Annotated in this window: 22 protein-coding genes; 6 read left to right on the top strand and 16 right to left on the bottom strand. The window is 38.2% G+C overall.

Annotated elements, in window-relative coordinates:
- Positions 1-633 carry a hypothetical protein gene (locus FLM54_RS08535; RefSeq protein WP_256872081.1) on the bottom strand — a complete coding sequence of 211 codons (633 nt, stop codon included), beginning with the start codon at positions 631-633 and terminating at the stop codon, positions 1-3.
- A 205-nt stretch (positions 634-838) separates the two neighbouring features.
- Positions 839-1,024, bottom strand: a complete 186-nt coding sequence (locus FLM54_RS08540) for a hypothetical protein (RefSeq protein WP_178956151.1) — start codon at positions 1,022-1,024, stop codon at positions 839-841.
- Positions 1,025-1,163: 139 nt separating this feature from the next.
- On the opposite strand from FLM54_RS08540, the gene FLM54_RS08545 reads away from it, so the two are divergent.
- Positions 1,164-1,709, top strand: a complete 546-nt coding sequence (locus FLM54_RS08545; RefSeq protein WP_138606015.1) for a DUF3365 domain-containing protein — start codon at positions 1,164-1,166, stop codon at positions 1,707-1,709.
- A gap of 8 nt (positions 1,710-1,717) precedes the next feature.
- Here the strand turns inward: FLM54_RS08545 and FLM54_RS08550 are convergent, their stop codons facing one another.
- Positions 1,718-2,224, bottom strand: a complete 507-nt coding sequence (locus tag FLM54_RS08550; protein WP_138606013.1) for a DUF2937 family protein — start codon at positions 2,222-2,224, stop codon at positions 1,718-1,720.
- A 423-nt stretch (positions 2,225-2,647) separates the two neighbouring features.
- Between FLM54_RS08550 and FLM54_RS08555 the strand changes: the two genes are divergently transcribed.
- Positions 2,648-3,388, top strand: coding sequence for a flagellar brake protein (locus tag FLM54_RS08555; RefSeq protein ID WP_232735506.1), 741 nt, complete (start codon positions 2,648-2,650; stop codon positions 3,386-3,388).
- Between the two features lie 61 nt (positions 3,389-3,449).
- On the opposite strand, the gene lepB is transcribed toward FLM54_RS08555, so the two are convergent.
- From lepB to aceK, 5 genes are all read right to left on the bottom strand, one after another.
- Positions 3,450-4,100 (bottom strand): signal peptidase I, encoded by a 651-nt coding sequence (gene lepB / locus FLM54_RS08560; RefSeq protein WP_178956152.1) that lies wholly within the window; start codon positions 4,098-4,100, stop codon positions 3,450-3,452.
- A gap of 123 nt (positions 4,101-4,223) precedes the next feature.
- Complete coding sequence (locus FLM54_RS08565; protein ID WP_008113615.1) at positions 4,224-4,478, bottom strand: DUF2999 family protein; 255 nt, start codon at positions 4,476-4,478, stop codon at positions 4,224-4,226.
- Between the two features lie 87 nt (positions 4,479-4,565).
- Entirely contained in the window at positions 4,566-5,528 is a 963-nt protein-coding gene (locus FLM54_RS08570; RefSeq protein ID WP_178956153.1) for a zinc-binding dehydrogenase, read from the bottom strand.
- 19 nt (positions 5,529-5,547) lie between these two features.
- Positions 5,548-5,940, bottom strand: a complete 393-nt coding sequence (locus FLM54_RS08575) for a hypothetical protein (RefSeq protein ID WP_178956858.1) — start codon at positions 5,938-5,940, stop codon at positions 5,548-5,550.
- A 46-nt stretch (positions 5,941-5,986) separates the two neighbouring features.
- Positions 5,987-7,777 carry a bifunctional isocitrate dehydrogenase kinase/phosphatase gene (gene aceK / locus FLM54_RS08580; RefSeq protein ID WP_178956154.1) on the bottom strand — a complete coding sequence of 597 codons (1,791 nt, stop codon included), beginning with the start codon at positions 7,775-7,777 and terminating at the stop codon, positions 5,987-5,989.
- 117 nt (positions 7,778-7,894) lie between these two features.
- Here aceK and FLM54_RS08585 point away from each other — a divergent pair, with 117 nt between their 5' ends.
- The gene (locus FLM54_RS08585) at positions 7,895-8,842 is read left to right on the top strand and encodes a LysR family transcriptional regulator (RefSeq protein WP_178956155.1); all 948 of its coding nucleotides are present in this window, start codon (positions 7,895-7,897) and stop codon (positions 8,840-8,842) included.
- Positions 8,843-8,951: 109 nt separating this feature from the next.
- A complete protein-coding gene (locus FLM54_RS08590) occupies positions 8,952-9,398 on the top strand; it encodes a hypothetical protein (RefSeq protein WP_178956156.1) in 447 nt (148 codons plus the stop codon).
- Between the two features lie 12 nt (positions 9,399-9,410).
- Here the strand turns inward: FLM54_RS08590 and icd are convergent, their stop codons facing one another.
- The 5 genes from icd to FLM54_RS08615 form a co-directional block, all read right to left on the bottom strand.
- Positions 9,411-10,661 carry an NADP-dependent isocitrate dehydrogenase gene (icd, locus tag FLM54_RS08595; RefSeq protein WP_178956157.1) on the bottom strand — a complete coding sequence of 417 codons (1,251 nt, stop codon included), beginning with the start codon at positions 10,659-10,661 and terminating at the stop codon, positions 9,411-9,413.
- A gap of 95 nt (positions 10,662-10,756) precedes the next feature.
- Positions 10,757-13,453 carry a 7TM diverse intracellular signaling domain-containing protein gene (locus FLM54_RS08600; protein ID WP_178956158.1) on the bottom strand — a complete coding sequence of 899 codons (2,697 nt, stop codon included), beginning with the start codon at positions 13,451-13,453 and terminating at the stop codon, positions 10,757-10,759.
- A 28-nt stretch (positions 13,454-13,481) separates the two neighbouring features.
- Positions 13,482-15,752, bottom strand: a complete 2,271-nt coding sequence (locus FLM54_RS08605; protein ID WP_178956159.1) for a TonB-dependent receptor — start codon at positions 15,750-15,752, stop codon at positions 13,482-13,484.
- Positions 15,753-15,839: 87 nt separating this feature from the next.
- Entirely contained in the window at positions 15,840-18,089 is a 2,250-nt protein-coding gene (locus FLM54_RS08610; protein ID WP_178956160.1) for an NAD(P)-binding protein, read from the bottom strand.
- Positions 18,090-18,109: 20 nt separating this feature from the next.
- Positions 18,110-19,045, bottom strand: coding sequence for an acetoacetate decarboxylase family protein (locus FLM54_RS08615; protein WP_178956161.1), 936 nt, complete (start codon positions 19,043-19,045; stop codon positions 18,110-18,112).
- Positions 19,046-19,458: 413 nt separating this feature from the next.
- Here FLM54_RS08615 and FLM54_RS08620 point away from each other — a divergent pair, with 413 nt between their 5' ends.
- Positions 19,459-19,626: a hypothetical protein gene (locus FLM54_RS08620; RefSeq protein WP_007375427.1), complete on the top strand. Its 168-nt coding sequence runs from the start codon at positions 19,459-19,461 to the stop codon at positions 19,624-19,626.
- 122 nt (positions 19,627-19,748) lie between these two features.
- Positions 19,749-20,582 carry a transporter substrate-binding domain-containing protein gene (locus FLM54_RS08625; protein WP_178956162.1) on the top strand — a complete coding sequence of 278 codons (834 nt, stop codon included), beginning with the start codon at positions 19,749-19,751 and terminating at the stop codon, positions 20,580-20,582.
- A 44-nt stretch (positions 20,583-20,626) separates the two neighbouring features.
- On the opposite strand, the gene FLM54_RS08630 is transcribed toward FLM54_RS08625, so the two are convergent.
- The 3 genes from FLM54_RS08630 to FLM54_RS08640 form a co-directional block, all read right to left on the bottom strand.
- Entirely contained in the window at positions 20,627-21,208 is a 582-nt protein-coding gene (locus tag FLM54_RS08630; protein WP_178956163.1) for a YceI family protein, read from the bottom strand.
- A gap of 1 nt (position 21,209) precedes the next feature.
- Positions 21,210-21,761, bottom strand: coding sequence for a cytochrome b (locus FLM54_RS08635; RefSeq protein WP_178956164.1), 552 nt, complete (start codon positions 21,759-21,761; stop codon positions 21,210-21,212).
- A 146-nt stretch (positions 21,762-21,907) separates the two neighbouring features.
- Positions 21,908-22,747 (bottom strand): segregation and condensation protein A, encoded by an 840-nt coding sequence (locus FLM54_RS08640; RefSeq protein ID WP_178956165.1) that lies wholly within the window; start codon positions 22,745-22,747, stop codon positions 21,908-21,910.
- Position 22,748 lies beyond the last annotated feature (1 nt).

Genomic DNA, 22,748 nt, shown 5'->3' on the forward strand with positions numbered 1-22,748 from the left:
TTATTTAGCTAAAGCGACTACTTTTGCTAAATGAATCACTAAGCATTGGGAGCTAATATAGATAAACCAATTTATATAGCGCACCTGAGGATAAAAACCTTGTCCTTGGTTACCATAAATCCAAAAAGCACCAATAATGGCATCAGCCAATGCAGCTAGTAAAAGCCCTAAGCTCACCCATATAATTGGTTTAGGGGCATAAAAACCACCATAAGTAACAACCAACACAAGACCCATAAGCCCCACGGCAGTTACCACCACACTATAAAAACCTGTCATAGCTAAAATTGGTATACCAGCTCCATCAAGATACATAGAGGCGAGTGACGTAGCACTTACAACCAGTACCGCAACTATGAAACAGGTGCTTTTTAGTCGCGATATAGCTTGCTGCCTTTTATAGGCCAACATACAGGCTAAAAATAAAAGGCTATAGCCAGGTGCAAACAATAAAATTGAATCAATTAAATAGTCATGCTTTATTAACGTTGCATAGCGATGATAGTGCTGGGATAAGTTAAAGTTAATTACATCCCCTACTATGCACAGCATTAAAGCTACGCTACATAGAAGCGCTATAAAGTGTAACTGCTTATCTTTAAACTGGTGAAATACCCAGCTCGTAATTGCCACACTATTAAACATCAGCAAACACAGCGAGCTCACTGTTAATAGCAATAAAATTTCTTTATTGTTAGGTGATATTAGCCCTATCAACAGCACAACTAAGGCGCATAACCAAGCAATAAAGGAAATAACCTGATGAGGGTGTTTTATAGATAAGGAATTGATTGCACTATCCGAAGTTTAAGATTCATAAATTTAATTTAGCAAATTATTATCGCTTAGGGTTTATTTTTTTAAGATCAGCTTGCACTTCTTTTTGTGTTTTTAGCCGACATTGTGCCAACTGCTCAAGTCGAATAGCCTTAATTGCCGCCAAGGGATCATCAGCACTAAGCCCACCAGCATCATAGGTGTTTTGTTGATTTATTACTTTATTATCATCTTGTCTAGTATGCATATTATCCTCACTTGGGACTGTTTATCGATTTTAGGCGCGGTACATCAAAAAATAAAAAAGTGCTGAAACACTGTACGATTTAGTTGAAAAACACCAGTTCATCTATATATTAGATATTACTAATATATAGAGGTGTATTATGCGCATTATTTTACTTTTTTCCAGTTTATTTATTTCATCCGCTGCTTTTGCTAACAATACCGACGAGGCACGACAAACCATCAAGGCATTTTCAACTGATTTAAAACAGGTACTGGTTAGTACTATGAAGCAAAGCGGCCCACTAGCGGCAATAAGTGTATGCAATATAGCAGCACCCGCTATTGCTTCACAACACAGCAATAGTAAGTGGCAAGTTAGCCGCAGTGCGTTAAAAACTCGTAACTCAGATAATCAACCCGATGCATGGCTCAAAAATGTTTTATTAAACTTTGAACAACGTAAGCTCAATGGCGAGCCTATAGCAAGCATAGAATATCAAGAGCAAAGACCGGATGGCTGGTATTTTGTAAAAGCGATCCCTACTCAAAAAGCGTGTTTGGCATGTCATGGCAGTCACATTGCCCCCGCAGTTTCTAAAAAAATAGCGACTTTATACCCTAATGATCAGGCAACTGATTTTAAACTGGGTGACATTCGTGGCGCCTTTATCGTTAAAAAGCCGATTAAAAAGCACCAACAGTAATTACGTCATTAAGCACTCGCTGCGTTTCGTTTTTTGTGGGCAACATATAAAGTATACGGCAACATTACGAGCTGATTTAATATGATAGCTGATATTAGCGCAAACAATAACGCACTGGTGGTTAAAGGAATACCTAACTTAAAGTTATCAAGTGTATTTTGTAATCTGTCGAAACGCTCAGGGGAGAATATATACAGCAATTTTTGCACTAAATTACCTTGCTCGAATAGCTTCATACCTTGATTTAAGTCAGCAAATAGCATCAAGGTTTGCTGTTTTTGTTCTGCATCTGCTCTAACACTCGGTTCAGTATTTGCTAAATGACGGTTTATCATTGCTTGTGTACTAGAAAATTTATATTGCTTTGCTGTGTTTGCATAGCCATCAACTTGCCACTTTGTCGCATGATACAAGCCCGCTAAATGTTGTTGGTAATGATCACTCAACTGCGGTAGTTGCAATGAAATAATAAAAGCACAAGCAAATATTAATTTATCAAGTATGTTAACGATCATCATCATCCTTTGTGCTACTTTGATTTAAACGTTTAGATGGTGTTTAAGGCCAGTTGACCTTTTGAGGTTAAATTTGCAAGGACCTAGGTATGTCACAATATAATAATTAAGTAGTATTGTAGATAGGTGGTACCATCACCCTTTGCTCAATCGCTTTGCAAGCACTAGTATTCTCTACATAAGCTCAAAAACCATAATACTTAACGTGATAAAGTTTATATAGGTATGGCTTCAATAGCAAAGCGCTTGAAGTGTTATAGGTATGCTCTTTACTTTAATGTTGCCAAAATAGCAACAGCTTTATAGATAAACCGGAGCTTATAACTGAAAAAACTCACTATAACCAGCATAAAGTATTAATTATCTCTCCTAAATCCCCCCTTTAATTCTAGTGATTTTTACACTATATTAAAAGATAATTAAGTGTCTGTTAATATTGAGAAAGAGTTTGTGGAAACGAATAACAATAACACCACTGTTGAAGATAATCCAACCGAAGACCAAAAGAAGTTTTTCCTCGATTTACTTCCTGGAAAGATGATCGATATACAATTTAACAACCCTATTCAAGTTCGCTTTAAGCTTACTTTAATTGGCTATGACACCGGTAAATATTTAATATTAAAATACCCTGCTCAAGCAGGTAAGAACGATTACAGCGATATTTTAGTTGAAGGCAATGGCGCTATTGTCCGTTATATCATTGAAGATGAACGCGGTGAATGTGTGGCTTTTTCAACCAGCATATTAGCAATTTCATTTCGCCCAGAACGATTAATTTATTTAGCTTACCCTAAAAAAATTGAAAGCCGTCAGCTGCGAGAAACAAGCAGGCTACCAACTCATATCCCAGCTAAAATAAGTTTACACAAAGGTGATGTAGACGCCGATAGTAAGAGCTTATTGCATGGGTTAATCATTGATATTTCACCCAGTGGCTGCCGCTTTGCGATACATGTGAGCTCTGGATTTGTTGCGCTAAAAAAACGCCAAGTATTTGTGCATATTTTGTCACCAATAGACAATAAGTCTGTCATAGTCACGTCCTATATCAGAAATAATCAAATGAAGGGTAATCGCCTAAGTGTTGGTATCGAGTTTGATGCATCAGAGCAAACGAAGCTAAATGAGCTACTCGAAGCGTATTCAATTGATATAGATTAGAAAAACCACAAACGAATTAAGGCTAACATATGCTTGGTTAGCCTCTATACCCACTGTTTTATTACTCTAAAGGTTTTAAGAACCGCTCTGTCCTAGGTAAGTAATAGTTATCGTAATCAAGCGATACAATCACACGCTCGGCTTTACCTAGTAATTCATCACGTGGGATAAGCCCTATTACTCTAGAATCTGCACTATTATCACGGTTATCACCCATAGCTAAATAGTAATGTTCAGGAATTGTTATTTCATCAAAGCTCGATAAACGTGATCGTGTATTACTAACGCGGATTGAATGCTTATAACCATTTAAGTTTTCTATTTTATCTGAAGAAGTCGTATTACTTTGCAAATTTGTGTAATTAAGCTTTTTACCATTGATTATGAGTTGATTATTTTTAAGTACAATAGTATCTCCAGGTACACCTATTACGCGCTTGATCAAGCGGTTATCCGCTACTTTCGAGTCAAATACAATAATATCGCCAGTTTGTGGGTCCGCCATTCTCAACAGGGATACATGCGTGAATGGTATACGTAAATCATACGCCATTTTATCGGTAAGGATTCGGTCGCCTTCTTCAATAGTCGGTTTCATTGAACCTGTTGGTATTTCGTACCAATCGGCGACGGCACTACGAAATACACTCATTAAAATAATGAATACAATTAAAGAGCGATTATTTTTCCAAAATTTATAAAGTTGCTTCATGTTTTGTCTCTGCTATGGGTTAAGTATTTATTTGACTGTATAAACGCAGAGCCGTTCAAAGGAGTGTGTAACAAAACATGTTTAATGATAGAGACATGTATAAAACATGTCTCTAAAGATGGTTTACTGCTGATTTAACTTGTCTTTCGCTTCTTGTACTTTTGCAAAATCAAGCCCTAATTCATCAGTAGCTTCTTTAATCAAATGCGGTTGAGTCATCACTACAGCCATTAATTGCTGAAGTTTTTCTGGTGGTATACCCAGCTCTTGCACTAATGCCATAGCCATCATTGGGTTTTGGGTAAATGCTTCAAACAACGCGGCTACTTTTTCATCACTGACGTTGTGCTCTTTTAATATTGCAATAATAGGATTCATTATTTGCCTTAATATTTTATAGTGTTCACTAAATTATATGGGCGCACAGCCTAATTAACAATATTAATCCTGCTATGCTCATGTACGTTACTCAACCAGCAAAACCACTTTACCGGAATTTTCGTTGCGCTCTAAAATGGCATGAGCCTCACTAGCTTGTTGCCATGGCATAGTTTTATAAATATTAAAGTCATAGTTCTCGTTGGCAATATCATCGTAAAAACGCGCGACAAAGGCATCTCTCAGAGCGCGTTTAAACTCAATACTGCGATTACGAAGTGTTGATGCATGAAACGAAATCCGCTTTTGTAATAAACGTGCAAAGTCTACCTCTGCAAAGCGCCCGTCTAAAAATGCCAGCATAATAATCTGACAATCCATTGCGGTCACTATGGCATTTTTATTTAAATAGCTACCAGAAACAGGGTCAACAATTGCGTTTGCAGTGAGCTTATGTGATTTCATATACTCAACAAAATCAGTGGTTTTATAATTAATTACGTGGTCAGCACCCAACCTTTTAGCATGTTCACATTTTTCATCCGAACCTGCGGTAATCACTACTTGTGCACCAGCACTTTTTGCCATTTGAATAGCAGCCCCACCAACACCACTAGCACCTGCATGAATAAGCGCCGTTTGCCCTGATTGTAACTTGCCTAATTCAAATAGCGCACCAAAGGCTGTTAAATACACTTCGCTTATAGCGGCACCTTGCGCCATAGAGATATGATCAGGCAATATCATTAACTGCTGCGCATCTACTGCGACATATTCACTGTAAGCGCCACCAGCACATAAAGTAAAAATACGCTTACCGAGCCATTTAGGGTCTACCTCACTGCCAAGCTCACACACGGTGCCTGCACACTCAAGTCCTAAAATAGGGCTATCCCCTTCAGGGGCAGGATACTTACCTTGACGCTGCATACAATCAGCGCGGTTAACCCCAATCGCTGCCACTTTTACCAGCACTTCATTATTGTTAACCTTCGGTTTATCGGTTTTCGAAAACGCTAACTGCTGCTCATGATGTGAAATGTACTGCATAAGTCTCCTTGTATTGGGTTTATTTGATTTTTCGCCACACTTCGGCTTCAACTAGCTGGCCATTTTCTGTAAGAGAATGATGCCACAAATTCCCTTCAACTTTATAATCAAAAGCCATGGTTTTACCCATCAATGATGCAATATTGCCATACTCAAAGGTTTCAATAAATTGCCCATCGTTTAATTGGTACTGGCCACCACCAGCATAACTAAATTGGCCATTTTTTTCTGTGATATAGCTAAAGTGTGTTGCTGTTACTAATTTGATTGAAGTTATCTCTGGGGCTTTAGCGCTGACAAACCCATCTTCTACCGCGTATTTTCCTTGAACAAACTCCCACGTACCTAATAGGGGATTGGCAAATACAGAGTATGGCAATAAAACTAAGCAAGCGAATATAGTAAATTTCATCATAATCCTTATCGTGTTAACTGTGCCTGAAGAAACCAACTCAGCGTTAATTTACTGACATAGTATTAAAACGCCAACTTTGCTTATAAGGGTATACATCTGGAAGCTGACCTTGCTCAATTCCTTGCTGGATCATTTGCCAGTACTTTGCCGTAAATAAATCACTATGGTAATGATTAAAGTGGTTAAACGCACTGTTACTGGCACTAAAAAACACTTTAAATTGACTGGGAAATATATCATTTTGGTCAATATCAAAATAGCTGTGTGAGCTTAATTCTTCTAACGCGTTTTGTGTATTTGGCACGTCTCTAAAATTGCAATCGGTGAGAGGGCAAATTTCATCATAATCATAAAATACTATTCGCCCCCAACGTGTTACGCCGAAGTTTTTCATCAGCATGTCACCAGCAAAAATATTTGCACTGGCAAGCTCTTTTATCGCTTTACCATAATCAAGCATCACTTGCTGAAGTGATTTACTATTACATTGATTGATATACAGGTTGAGCGGTGTCATTTTTCGCTCAACGTAAACATGCTTTAGTATTAAGGCTTTGCCGGAAATGACTAAGCTATCGCCAATGTGTTTTTTCATTTCTATTAGCAGTTCATCACTAAAACGGCTTAAGTCAAATGCAAGGTATCTAAACTCATGAGTGTCAACTAATCGCCCTACTCTGTCAGCTTGTTTTACAAAGTTATATTTATCTTTTACTTGTTGTTTAGTTGCTGTTTTTGGGGCACTAAACTTATCTTTTATTACCTTGTATACATAATCTAGGCCGTCAATGGTAAAAACTAGCATCACCATACCCGGAGTCCCTGGCGCTAGGTGGTACGTGTATTCTGCGGGACTACTTTTAGTCGTATCTACTTTATAACGATAAAATTCGGTTTTTGCATGTTTAATAAAACCAATCGCATTAAATAATTCAAAACGTTGTTTGTGAGGCATTAATACACTGAGGTAGTCAACATAACGAGCAGGTTGGTCGGTATCTACCATAAAATAGGTACGTGCAAAGCCAAATAATAAACTTAGTTGATCAGCCCCCATCATTACAGCATCAATTGTAAGCCCATCGGGGGTATTTAAAATAGCAATTGCAAAGGGCATGTTATCGCCATTTTTGGCAATACATCGCCCTATGACATAACAGGCCTTATTACGATAAAAATGCGAGTTAGCATATTCGATATAACCATCATTTAAGTTTATTAATTCGTATACTTGTCGACATTGCTGCTGAGCACCTTGCGTTAACGTTGCTTGTAACTTAGTTAAATCACTACTTAAATCTTTAAAGGGGACTCTAAACACTTGCTCATTTAATAAGGCTTTAATTGCCTGATCAAACCCTTCTTTTAAGGAGATACGACTTACAAGCCCTTCATAAGAGCGCGGCTGCCCTCGGTATTTTGCTTTTAATACAAATAAGTGAACTGTGCGAATTTTTTTATCATCCCAAATAGCGCCAAAAGTAGAATTAAAAAATGTATGCGCAATGGGCTGGTTTTCATGCTCTTTTACCATCTCACCATAAATATTTTTAGCCCGTTGCCATGTTTGAGGGCAATTCAATTCATCATAAGCAATCACTCTAACAGCTTCACTAACTTGCTTTACTTGGCGTTCATACACTTGTAAGCGCTCTCGCATTGCTGCTTGCACCTCATGGTACTGGCGTTGTTCAAAGCGACTTTGTGCCCCTAAGGTGATATTTAAAAATTGTGCAAACATAGCATCAAAGCCTGCAAATATCGCTCGGGCTAACTTAGTGGCGACCACGGATTGTACCGAATTATGTTGAGAGGTTAATAGCGTGCTTGGCATGATTTAGGCGCTTCTATTTTTAGCAATTATGCTGATTATTTTTTATTAGAGGTTTACACCTTAGCAAGCACACTTTAATTTAGGTAATTAATACAGCAAATAAATAAAATTGATCATATGAATATAAGAAATGTCGACCTCAATTTACTCGTCTATTTAAATGTATTAATAGATGAAAAAAGCGTATCAAAAGCAGCTAATAAGCTTGCTTTAACTCAACCAGCGATGAGTAATGCGTTAAAACGTTTAAGAGATTTATTTGATGATCCTTTGCTGGTACGAGCTGCGGGCTCTATGACTCCAACAGCCAAAGCACTGTCGCTCAAACCTGAAATTGAAGCGCTGCTTAAAATGGCAGAGGAGATCACTCAACCAAGCGAGCAATTTAACCCAGCAACTGCGCAAGTTACATTTCGTATTATGGCAAACGATTATTTAGAATCGACTCTAATTGCCCCCTTTATTTGCGAGCAACTAGCTAAAAACCCGGGCATTGACTTTGATGTGCTTAGTCCCAGTGATGTAAATTTACAAGATATGGAAAAAGGCACTATCGATTTGGCAATAAATCGTTTTAATGGTCTGCCGCGCTCTTTTCATCAAGCGACTGTATGGCGAGATAATTATTGTTGTTTAACCCACCCAAATAATAATTTTTTAACGCATGCTAACTTAAATCAATACCTACAAAGCGAACATATATGGGTTAACCGCGCAGGCTGGGGGCCAGAGCCCGCAGTGACCAATAAGTCAGGAAAACAAAAATTAGGCTGGGTAGATGAAGCTTTGTGGCAATTAGAACAAACCCGTAAAATACGCGTATTTACTCGCCATTACATGATTGCCAGCTTACTGTGTCAATCTGAGCAACTCATAGCTACGCTACCCCGTCGTCAAGCAAAGCTATTAACCAGTCACACTAATTTAGTGATTAGCCCAGTACCATTTCAAGTCGTCCCTATAGAAGTAAAAATGATATGGAGCCCGTTATTACACCACACACCAGCGCATCAATGGCTTAGACGTGGGTTATTAGCGTTCGCAAATACAGTGGTTGATAGGTAACACATTAAAATATTGATTAAATCAATATCAATTATTGAAAACAACAATTTCATTAATATTATACTTAGCGCTACAGTGAAGTTAAGCCAACAAACTAAGAGTAATAATTATGCAAACATCAGCAAGCTTCACACACCAAGACGGGTTATTCATTGATGCAAATTTACATCACTTCATTGAACAACAATTATGCCCAAATACGCCGCTTGAGACGGGTCACGTTTACCAGTCACTTGCCACATTAGTTGATGAATTCGGCTGTAAATGTCGTAAAAATAAACATCAAGAAAACGATACTCTTGACGTAAACACTTTATTGAGTGCCTATCAACGTAAAAGCCACCCTCATTGCCATGTTGATGCACAAACAACTGAAGCCGTATTAGATGAATACTGCTGTCAAGTACCTGCCATTATTGTAGTTGCGTTAATGGACACGCTCAGTGGCACTGTATGTGACGAGCCAAGTGCACATGAGCTTTATCACAGAGCAGCAGAGCTAACAGAGCGTCCATGTGTTCATCGTCAAGCAGCCACTAACGCTTCAGCAGCTTAACAATGCAGTCGTTTAAAAGTGCTCGATAACCTTACTAGCAAATTGTTTGCAGCTTAAGGTTGTCGAGTTATGATTTGAATGAGCCAAATCAAAAGTTACCTGCCCACTGGCAAATGTAGTTTCTAAGGCGTTTTCGATTAAACATGCCGCTTCAACCCATCCCATATACTTAAGCATTAACACTGAACTTAATATGCTACTGCTCGGGTTTGCCTTATCTTGACCAGCTATTCGCTCGAACGTGCCATGTGTCGGCTCAAAAAAAGCCACCTCTGTATTTAAATTGGCGGCAGGCATAATCCCTACCCCCCCAACCTGTGCACTGAGCATATCGGCTAAAAAGTCACCATTTTGATTTGTAGTAGCCACCACATCAAATTGCGCAGGATCCATCAAGCATTGCTGCAACATATTATCGGCAATCACTTCTTTAATAATCAAGGGGGGTAAATTGGTTCGTTGTATTTCAAGCCAACGCCCATTTTCATGTTCTTTGGCATTATATTCTTGTTTTGCGAGCGCAAAGCCCCAGCGTTTAAACGCCCCATCGGTAAATTTAAGAACATTACCTTTGTGCACTAACGTAAGTGACTCTCTCTCATTTTTAAGGGAATAATTAATGGCAAAGCGTATTAATCGCTCTGACCCTTCTTTAGATATATTTTTAATCCCTATACCACACTCTTGAGCGAAACGAAGACGGGTTACGCCCATTTCTTCACACAAAAAATCGAGCACTTTTTCACTTTCAACACTCCCCGCCTGCCATTCAATTCCTGAATAAACATCTTCACTACTATCGCGCAACACGGTAATGTTAGTGGTAAAGGGGTTTTTTAATGGCGAGGGTAAAGCACTAAAGCCTTTTATAGTACGCATATTAACAAATAAATCCATTTCATGGCGAAGCGCAACATTAAGAGAGCGAAACCCGCCACCTAAAGGTGTGGTTAGCGGCCCTTTTATAGCAATTTTGCATTCACGTACCGCATTTATGGTTTCTTGAGGGAACCAGTCGCCATCATAAAGCTTGGCCGCTTGTTCACCATTATACACCTGCATCCAATGTATCTTACGTTCCTTGCCATAACAATGCTCTATGGCAGCATCCACTACTTGACGCATTACTGGCATCACATCTAAACCAACCCCATCACCGTCAATATAGGCAATAATAGGTTGTTCGGGTATATGCCACTGTCCTTGATCATCAATGTGAATATTGTCGCCATTGTCTGGCACCTTAATATGTTGATACTGCATACGTCCTCCTACAAGAGAATATATTTAAGCATGCATAACCCTACTTGTCTTCATAACAAAGCGTATAGCGGTTATTCAACGATAAAATGTAAAATTTAAGGTGCTTTTTTAACGGTTAAAATAACGTCAATCGCATTGAGTAGAGCCTCAACTTGTTGTATGTCGAAAGCGTCAGGTGAAGACTTTAAGTTTGTTTCAAAATCAACAGCCTGTTTATACAACGCTTTGCATTCAAACATTCCAGCCGTTCCTTTGATCATATGCACGCTGCGTGCAAAACCCGTTATATCACCCTGCTTAAATTGAGACACTAACGTGTCTTTTTGTTTATTTAACCCTTTAATATATTCCTGCTTGAGTAGTGCAAACTCCTCATCGGGTAGCTTAATGTTCTCGCATATATCAATATCAAGATAACTTGCAATTTTACTACTAAAACAGCTTCTATCTATAGGTTTGGCAATATGATCAGTAAAACCTTGTTTTAAATAGCGATCAATTTCATGCTTCATCGTGTTAGCAGTGAGCGCCACAATGGGTGTTGTTACCCCTGTTGCTTGTATAATCTTAATTGCTTGCTCACCATCCATAATTGGCATTTGAATATCTAATAAAATTAAGTCGAAGCTTTCATCCATCGCTGCTTGCGCTGCATCTCGACCATTTTCAACAGCGACAACGGTTAACCCCATCCGCTCTAAAATTCGCTTAATAAGCTGACGATTTTCTGGATGGTCTTCAGCCACAAGTACTCTACCCACTAAATTTCGCTGACTATTATTTAAAAATAGCTCTTTGGTTTGTGGTTTACGTATATCGTCAAATGCGTTAACCCATTGCGTATGTTCGGTTGTATTTAACTCCATAGTAAAGCAAAACTCGCTACCCCTACCTACCACAGAAAATACAGTAATATCGCCATTTAGTTTATTTGCTAAGCTTTTTGATATATTTAAGCCAAGTCCAGTACCACCGTATTTACGAGAAATTGACGAGTCAGCTTGGTGAAAGGGAGTAAATAGGTCTTTTTGCTCGCTTTCGGTCATACCAATACCGGTGTCTTCAACTTTAATTATTAGTTGCTTTTGATTGCAACTCACCGTCAGCATTATGTAGCCCTGGGTAGTAAATTTAAGTGCATTGGTTGCTAAATTTAATAATATTTGCCTAAGTCGAGTTGGATCTGAGACTATCCAATCTGGTAATGGAAATTGATAATCAACTTTGAATTTTAAGCCTTTATCGCGGATTTGCTTTCCTAGTAATGATTCAATTTCAGCAATAGTGGCAAACAAATCCGTTTCAACTAATTCTATCTCTAAACGGTTAGCCTCAATTTTCGACATATCCAAAATATCGTTAATTAGCCCAAGTACATGACGACTGTTTTGCAAAATCACCCTGATCCCATGATTTCTTTCATGAGGCTGTATATCACCTAAAATTATCCCATCAGCATAACCAATAATGGATGTCATTGGGGTGCGGATCTCATGGCTCATGTTAGCTAAAAATCGACTTTTAGCTTCACTTGCATCACGAAGCTCTTCCGCCAATTGTTGTAACTCTTGGGTACGCAGTTCGACCTTGTGTTCCAAATTTTTAGTCAGTTCAACATTCTGATGATGCAAAATACTGAATTTATTTGCGACAGCAAAAGCAAGTAATACTGCATCGAGCGCTGTGCCAATAAGTCCAAGTAAATAGAGATCCATTTTTATTGGCTCAATAAGTCCTAGATTAGTTAAATTGCCAACCATATTAGGAATGGCCATAGCCAAATAGGCGAGAACAAAATAGCGAGCTGGTTTAAAGCCACTGATCCAGCTTCGTATACCAACAACCATACCTAGAGATAAAGTTGCCCCTGTTACTAAAGTGGCCCAAATAAAGCCAAAACCAGGCCAAACCATTGCAAAAGGTGCGCCTGCGGTGGCAACAATGCCTAAGTAGATTGATAATCGAGATAACTTAGGAGACGTGTCTTTTAATTTAAGTAAGCTGTTAAAAAATAAAATATTTGTGATTGGAATTAAAGTAAAACCTAACCAATGAAAATGGGCATTGTAAAAACCAAAAATTTGATCCGGTATATGAAAAAACTGACTCCAAGCCAACACCCAGCATGCTGTGAACATGGCGTAGTACAAATGGGTTTTATCTCTATCACCCAAGTAAATAAGAAAATTGTATAAACCTAACGCAATACCAACCCCAAAGCACAGCAACATAATCATGTTGTCTGAGGTTTTTCTTACAAAAAAATCGTCATAAGATGAAAGCACTAATTTTGGTGGAGTATAAAAATATTCACTTTGAAATTTTGCAATTAATACGTAAGAACGATTAGGCGTCAGCTTAACTTTATTCCCATAGTGAAATGCAAACTCATTTGGGTAACCCCCCCCAGTGACATACTGCTTTATTGGTTCATCAAAGTTCGATATATCATAAATCCGGGTTTCGATTTTTGAAAGTAACGTGTTATACGGATAGAGCACCAGTTCATCTAAATCTGTTTTATTTTCAAGTGCTATGACAAACCAAAAACTACCACCAAAAAACGATGTTCTTGATTGTGGTTGTTTATCTTCAAGCCACATTTCTATTTCACTGTGGTTACGGGGAAAAGTACCACTCGTTACCTGAAATACATGACCCTGACCGAGCAAATCAGTATCTTGTTGTTTTAAAGTATAAACAATAGGAGCGAGTGTATCTGCCGGCGCTAAATTGCTAAAGCACAAAAATACACAATATAAAAATAGCTTTAGAACTGCCTTCATTGGCATACTTCGCACCTTAATTTAAAGACTAAAATTAAAACTGATAACTAACATCTAAACCAAAACGCCTGCCTTCACCTTTAAAGTCTTCAAGCATGCCAAGGAAAGAGCTTAAATCAAATTTTAAGTGGCTATATTGCGTACCAAATAGGTTTTTTCCCCAAATAGCAATCGCCCAGTTATCATGTTGATACTGTATGTTTGCGTTAAAAATACTATAGCCATCTTGCATAGCATAAGGGTTTTGATTCTGATCAAAATAATAGTCGGATTGATAATCAACTAATAATTGCGTTGTTAGTGGGTGATTCGCCAACTCAAGCGTGTATTCAATGCCTGCACTGAGGTTCCATTTTGAGGTAAATGGCAAGCGATTATCAGTTAATGCGTTACCTAAAGGATCAACATATTCTTCAAACTCTGCATGGGGTATATAACCCATAGCAAACTTAACATTCAAATCATCGGTCAGCCAATACTCAAAATCAGCCTCTAGGCCATATATAGTCGAATCTGCCACATTTTCTAATAATTGAATAGGCGGGCTCTGATCAGATACTGAAGGCTGATTCATAAACACCTGTTGGTCATTATAATCATAATAAAATGCAGCCCAATTAAATCGCATGCCCAACTGTGGCCACCAAGACTTTGAGCCAATTTCATGTGAGTTCAATCGTTCTTTTTGATAATCAGCAAGCTGTGCTTGTTCAACCGATGATAAAAACCCACCGTTATAGCCTCCGCTTTTTGCGCCATTAGCAAATCGATAATAGCCATAGGTCGCATCATCCAGCTTAACGTTCACAGCCAACTGACCAGAAATGCCATTATCTGATTGCTCTCCCTGAACACGATAAAATGGCACCTTAACTCCGGTTAAATCGTTAGGGTCTAAAATAATATTAAGCTGGGATGTTGAGTCGTAATCTAAAGACTCATAAGAATAACGAAGCCCAGCGGTAATTAGCCAATCTTGGTTTAATTGATAGTCAAGTTGGGTAAACGCTGCAATGCTCTTTGTTTTTATCCTATTATCATAGAAAAAAGTAGCGGTTAAATCTGTCTCTAAAATGCCTCGATAATCTCGTAAAATATCATTTACATTGTCTTGAATAATAGACTCATCAGCATAATAAATTCCCGTTGTAAGAAAATGCTCTGCGAGCTGAGATTGCAACCGAAACTCTTGCGTTACTAAATCAGTATTTAAACCTAAATTGCCTTCACATAACCGTGCTGGAGAGCCATCACAGTTAAAGGCATGATCACGCTTTAACTTGTTATAGCTAGTTAGTGAAATAAGCTCATTGTGTGTATCCAATTGCCAATTAACATGGGCACTCCCTCCCTTACCATCGGTTTTATGTGGCGAATTATTATTAACGCTTACTGTATAAAAATCATCACTGCCATCATTAAATCCAAAGTTATCAAAACAGGTGGTTGAACCTGCTTGTGCTGGCGAGCATCGCTCTCCTGTTAATGGGTTTGCAATAACCCCAATACTGCCAACAGGCTGAACTATGCCATCCCAATCAGAAATATGCCCTTTTATCAACAACTGGACAGTGTCAAAGTCAGCTAAAAAAGATACTCGACCATTTGTTTGCCGCATGCCCGCTGTTGGTGAATCAGCAAAAATATTGTTTGTAGAATAATCATAATTTTGATGGTTTAGCGCAACACGAACGGCTGTGTTTTCTCCAATAGCTGAATTAAACATAGCATCAACACTGGTTGCATTATTATTAGCAACACCTGTACTTAAATAACCACTTTGTTCAAACTCAGGGCGTTTAGAGCGGATTAAAATAGCCCCACCAGTGGAATTACGACCAAATAAAGTTCCTTGAGGGCCGCGCAAAATGTCAATCTGCTCAATATCAAACAAGTTAACAATTTGGTTACTGGCAGAGCCCACGGCTATTTCATCAACATACATAGCCACCGGCGATGTATTAGCTGTATTGTAATCAACTAATCCAACACCACGAATATTAACCGCTGGCGGTGTACCTTCCGCTGCGTTTTGGCTAATTTTTAAATTAGGGGCAAATACAGATAACTCTGTTGAGTCTTTAACCTGTTGCGCTTTGAGATCATCCCCTGTTACTGTGCTAACAGAAATGCCGACTTCTTCAATTTTTTGCGCTCTTTTTTGCGCATAAACCTCAATGATTTCCATATTAGGCTGATCATCACTTTTACCCTCTACAACAACTTTCGCCTGCAGTGGTAGTAAAAAACCTGGTAAGCATACCAACCATATATTTTTATTCAGAAGCTTGCCTTTATTTTTCATTTCACGTGACCTTTACGCTAAATAAATGTAAACAACATGTTTAACTATATACTAATCAACCGATTAAAGCTGTGCTAGAAGGGTATTTTAATTTTTGATAACTGCAAATGCATTTTCGCCACTAATGTGTTGTGGGTAACCCACCATTGCTCTGGCTGTTTGCATACCCGCCATAACAGCCGCTTCAACACAACCGGCATTAACACCCGTTTTAATCCAGTCTCCGGTAATAAAAAGGTTTGTAAATTTTGTTTCATCTGTCGCCAGTCGATACTTACTTGAACCAGCAACTGACAAAACATAACGCTCACTTGGGTCAACGTTTACTCGCCAGTATTGAGCATTTAATCGTTCATCCCCTGATGACGATATTTCATATAATACAGACCAATCAAACTCATTATTTTGATATGCAAGCGGCCATAAAGACTGCATGTTTTTTTCTAGTATTGCTTCTAGGTTTACCTTTACTTGCGATTTAACCTGTAGAGGAAATTGATGTTCACTTTTTGGTGGATAGTGCTCACAAGGAAAAACACTGCAAAAATAAGCAATGTTTTTAGGAGGACAATCAGTAGGCCATTGCTCTTTGTCGACTAAATTCATCATTGCCGCCCACGTATCAAATGGTTCGCTAAAGCCACTTAGAATTGGGCCTTCTTTACTCTTTGGAATATATTGCCAGCCTAATTGCTCGTCTGTTTTATTAAGCCATAGTTGGGCAGCTTGGGTTGCCACCGTTTTGACTTGCTTTGCTTGTGCTGCAAATTTAGTATCCCACGCTAATAATGAAGGGCATACGTGCTCAAGTGACGCCACAGATACACCCAACACAATTCTGTCAAAATCTTCTTTGTAGTTTAATTTTTTTATTGGCAGTGGCTGCCCAAAATGGTTTTCGTATTGAGACGGCCAGTCTGACCAAAAAGATTCTAAGTTAATATCATGCTTCTTTAATAGTGCGGCTTGTTCACTATTAATTTGCGCATAAAGTGGTTCACTTGGCCAACAAGGTAGTTTTTTAACATTAACCAGTGGTTTATACTCTGCGTCTGAGAGCAAAGAAACTTGTTGCTGAAGCTCAATGCTCTCGACAAAACTCTCTCCTTGCTCACTTAGGCTGGGAGTCAGGTTTTGCAATTGATGAAAATACTCAAACTTAACCCCTCTTTTTTTAAGTAATTCGTACAAGGGAGCAAAGATGACATCGCCCATCCCCGCTTGCATTTTCCACATGACCCCTCCGCGGTAACACAGCGCGATGCGTAACATAGCCAGTGATGCGACACCAGCCTCAACATTGGGCTTACTTAGGTCACCCGCAGGGTACGCAAACACCAAATCATAAAACCCTCGTATGGGCGCCGAATTAGCACTGTATTGCTCGTTTGCCCCATTTCTTATAAGCCATTGCCTAAAATCAAATTTATTTATAACATCAAACCCATCTCGATATACTTTGTCTTTTACCAAACCAACTAGCATTGCAATAGCAAGGTCTGCGCAAATATATAATCGTCTAAGCTGCGCATTATTGTCTAACAACTCAATCATTTCGCTATTAAGCCAGCGCTTTAGTTTTCTAACTATATACCAAATAACAAGGCCATCTTTTTTCTCATGTACTTGGGGGTTTAATGTATTGTCGGCGTGTGCAAACTTATTTAACGTATTAATTAGTAAGCTTGGAGTAGAAGCAACTTCACTCGAATATTGTTTTATATCATCAGCAAATTGTTGCCAAGCATCTTCGGTATCATCAACCAAATCTGTTATTTGTTGGTGCAAATGCCGTAATAAAGATTGATCTCGTGATTTTTTTGTACTTAGTTGTATATTTTTGTTGGCTTTTTTTGCTGCTGACTGTAAATCAAATATCCACTTTTTTAGCCAAGCTATGGTCATTTTAATAAAATCCCATGGCGTTATATCTAAACTTCCATCAGCAGGGTTCCCAGGAAGTAATGGGAAATCAATTGGCCATGTTTGCCATTGGTCATCAATATATTCTTCTAAGGCTATAAAGCTATGCGGTTTTAATGCTTGCTGCCATGTAGATAAAGGTGAATCGGCTGGCCGTTGTAATTTAGTGTAAACCGTTTCTATTGTTTTAAAGCTATTTACATAAGCACCAAACCATACATGTAAGCCATGCTCTTCAATACGCTGCCCGCTGGCCGCATTACGACCACTAGCCCCTTTACCACCTAAGCGCCAACCTTGCTGGTATACAGTGATAGCTCGATGCTGTTGCCAGTCACTTTGCTCAGTCAAATACAATGCAGCAGTCATTGCTGATACACCGCCACCAATTATCACGATTTTTTCTTGGTTCATGGGAAATCCTTCTAAGCAATTTAAATTTTAGTTGCGGCTAACTGGTCAAAGTCCATTTGCACATAAAAAGGTAAATGCAACGCTTGACTACCTAACTTTAGACCAAACATGTCGGCAAGTGGGAAACTGTCTAATTTATTGAGGTGTAAAGTAAACTCTGGCTTTAAAAATTTAAAATGGTGTATTTTTTTAATCTCAGAGGGTGAGTGCATTACGCTTTGGTATACCGCTGAATCACCGCTGCCATCAGGAAATTGTTTTAACAATATTTGATCCATTTGTGGATTAACAAAGCCACTCAATAGCTGCTTTAATAATGAAAAATCAATACCTAAATGTTTGCGAGAAAACAAATTTGCTACTTGCTCGCCAAAGTCATCAATAATAGAGAAGAAATCGCTATCTTTGTGTTTAGAGTTCATAGTAATTGAAAATAACTCATGCGTTTGTAGCTTAGATTCAGGAGAAAAATATTCGAAGCACTCTAAAGATATTGAAAAATTCGATAGCTCCGATACACAGCTGGGCATGGTGTAGTCACACAAATACTTATTATAGCCCCATGTTTCGCGACCATTAATAAGTGCATAAATGTTGTTAACACAGATAAAAGCTGGATACCAATATAAGTAGGTTATATCTTCATCCTCAACCTTAGCGACAGGCAACCAAATGATAATATCTGTTTCTTGCATCCAACCATGCTGATCGAATGGCGAGGTCATTGAGGCTATTTTTTCAATATCTGTAAATGTAATAAGTGCAAACTCGCCAAGTATTTTAAAATAAATATTACCCTCACCCCCTATGTTTAACGTTGAATCAATGTACTTTTGTGCTTTCTTAGATTCTATTTCAGCAAAAAAACCATACATATTCGCATTGTGCATACGACAAGGCGGCTTTGCTATTGGATTAGATAAAAAATGTTGATATGGCGCAGATAGTGAACTCATTTGACCCCCCTCAGTTAAAAACTGAGTATAGTCAGATATATTTGAGTCTGTTGATCTTTACGAATTAATATTTATGGCTATACGTGAATTGCTCTCGATTCAAAGTATTTTAATAAATTGCTTGCAAAGAAAAATATTGTGGCGTAAGATCGATGCTTGGCTATAAAAAGCCCTAGCGGTTAACCTCTTTACCCTGATCCAGTAAGCCCCGCAAAACGTATATTCAAAAGCTAAGTTATTGTACGGCGAGAACCCCTATTAATACCTTGATGATTTATTTTAATATCATCGTAAAAGTGTCATAAAGATCGTCAACACTGTAATGAAGCTAAACACAATTAGATTATTTATCATCTGTAATGTGCTTTAAGAAAAAGCCCAGAATAAATAACAAAAATAAAGTGAGTTTTATTATGTCATACAAATATAACGGATCTATGATCCAAATAGCACATCCAGTGCAATCAATTTCGGTTAACAAACATCGTGTAATCTTCAGCGATACACAAGGTTTGAAAAATGCATTGTTTCAAAAAGCAAGTGATGCACGTCAATTTGTAAAATGGCTGAAAGCCAGTTAATTATCATTTATAAGTGTTTAACTTATAAATAAATTAAAATGCCAGCTTTATGCTGGCATTTTACTTTTTGGTGTATTACTGACTACACTTAAATCCATGTTTATTTATTTGTTGTGGTGAAAATGCGGTTTTCGTGGATAATACTGTTCGTCTGTGTATTTTTAAGCACAAAGTGTGATGCCAGAACAATAAAATGGATAACGCATGACTTTGCGCCCTATTATATTTTGAGCGGTCCGGATAAATCTCAGGGCCGTGATGAAAGTATTATTTCGCTATTAGAGCAACAACTTCCGCATATTAACTTTGAACGTATCATTATTCCCTCTGGTAAAGTTATTCAGGAACTCGCTAACCTGCAATCAAATGCATGCGCATTATCACTTTATAAAAACAAATATCGCGAAGAACGTGTTTATTTCACGCATCAAAGCTCTACAGCTGGTCTTTCTCCATCTATTGCCATGCATCAAAAGCTGAGCATTTCGCTAGGTATTGAAAGCAGTAAATCAGTGTCGTTAACTAATTTATTAGTAAATAAAAAGCTCACCTTGGGTGTATCGATGAATCGCTCATACGGCAGTGAAATTGATAAAATAATTAATACCACACCTAATACAAATATTGTCATTAGACCTACTCGCGATACCCTCAGTACATTAACCTATATGCTTAACTTAGAGCGAATTGATATTTTATTAGGCTACCCCAGTGAGCATTATTATTTAGCAAAAACGATGGGGTTTAGTGACAATTTAACGCAGCGCATGCTGACTGAGGCACCAAAAATTAGTTACGGTTACATTGGCTGTACTAAAAACGAGCAAGGCGCAGAAGATATTGCCACACTCAATCAGCAACTCAAACTAATTAAGCAAACTGAAGACTATAAACAAGTATTAACTCGGTGGTTACCAAGTCACTTAAAATCAAAATTAGAAGCGCATTTACAATAAAAAAGCTAAGCGTGATAACGCTTAGCTTTAACTATAAAACGGTATTATTGACGAATACCTTCAATAAATAAACCAATATCAACGTGCGTTGACGCTGGGCCTAAATCGTAATCAATACCGTAATCGGCTAGTTTTAAGCTGGTTTCACCTTCAAAACCAACACGGTAACCACCCCATGGATCTTTACCTTCACCAATCTTATCAATTTCAAAACTAATTGCTTTAGTAATACCATGAAGGGTAAACTCACCGGTTACTGTGGCTTCTTCACCGTCTTGATCAAACTTAATTGCTGTACTTTTAAAGCTAGCCTGTGGGTATTTGCTTACATTTAAAAAGTCACCACCGCGTAAGTGTTTATCTCGTTCAGCATGGTTTGAATCTAGGCTTGCTGTGTCGATATTTACACTAATTTGAGATGCGTTTGGATTTTTAGCGTCGTAGTTAAACTGCCCATCAAAGGTGTTAAAACGCCCGTGCAACCAGCTGTAACCTAAATGTTTAATTTTAAAATTAACAAAGGCATGTGCTCCTTTGGTATCAATAACATAGTCTGCAGCACTAGCATGGGTAGCTGTCATAAACATCGCTGCTGATAACGCTGAAGTTAATAGTAACTTTTTCATTTTAAGCTTCCTTTTGTAATTTGATCATTCTAATTAATGTTTTATCTTTATCTATAAAGTGGTGTTTTAACACACCTAAAATATGCAGCACCACAAACCCGATCAATAAGCATGCGCTGTAATAATGGATCTGCCCTGCTATATCTGCCTGAGAATCAAAGGTAAAGTCGATGGCTTTAACATAAAACAAGCCAAACACTTCGATTGGTCGCCCATCAGCAGTAGAAATTAAATACCCAGACACCATAATAATCACTAAAAACAGATACATTAAAATATGTGCGGTTTGGGCCAGCTGGTTTAATTGAGTGTTAGTCCCAATAGGGCTAGGTTTTACATTAAATCGACGCCATAACAGTCTAAAAACAAATACAGCCGCTAAACTCAGCCCTATGCTTTTATGCAAATCTAATGAGCCTTTATACCAGCTATCATAGTAAGTTAACTCAACCATGTATAAGCCTAAACCAAACAAACCAAAGACAGTCAACGCCATTAACCAGTGTAAAAATATAGCCATCAGGCCATAACCGGTTTTTGAGTTTTTAAACATTGCTTATCGCCAATCTCTAATCTAGTAATAACACTACGATATAATGGATGAGTGGCGATTAAAATAGCATATGCAAACACTTATCGTGCGTATACGCACAGTAAAGTCTATTAATTTAGTATAATTGCAAAAAACTTTATGGGAGGTTAACTTTCGGCAGGCTCATTAAGAGATACATATATTTGGCTATCAGACTCAACTTGTAAGCAAGCAATTAAGCCCTCTTTGATTAGTTCTAACATGGCAATAAAACTAACAACTACTCCACTGCGGCCCTCTTCAAAGGTAAACAGTTGGGTAAACGCAACAGGTGCTTTTGCTTGGGATAGTGTCTGTAAAATTAAACTCATACGTTCACGAGTTGACAGGGTTTCTGCACTAATTAAATGATGCTCAAATGTTTTAGCACGCGCCATTACGTCGCTTAGCGCTAACAATAGATCTTTGATTGCCAGTTCAGGTAAGGGTTGGTTTTTTTCTTCTAACTCTGGGAAAGTTGCATTGGCGATAAATATATCGCGACCAACGCGGGGCAAAGAATCGATATTTTCGGCCGCTTTTTTAAATTGTTCGTACTCTTGTAGACGTTTTATAAGTTCGGCGCGGGGATCTTCCTCTTCTTCTAATTCCTCATGCACTGGCAGTAACAACCGCGACTTAATCTGCGCCAGCAATGCTGCCATTACGAGATATTCGCCGGCGAGTTCTAACTGAAACTCACTCATCATTTCTACATATTTTACATACTGCTCAGTAATGCTAAATATAGATAATTCGAGAACATCTAACTTGTGCTTTTTAATTAAATAAAGCAACAGATCTAACGGACCTTCAAAGGTTTCTAAAATAACTTCAAGCGCATCAGGCGGAATATATAAATCTTCAGGCTTTTCAACAACGGCTTTCCCATGCAAAAATGCCAGTGGCAGCTTTTGCTGCACTGGCATATCTGTAGGTATTAACGAAACCGTGTCAGGCTGTTTCATT

Source organism: Pseudoalteromonas sp. Scap25 (assembly GCF_013394125.1).
In the GTDB taxonomy this organism is placed as follows: domain Bacteria; phylum Pseudomonadota; class Gammaproteobacteria; order Enterobacterales; family Alteromonadaceae; genus Pseudoalteromonas.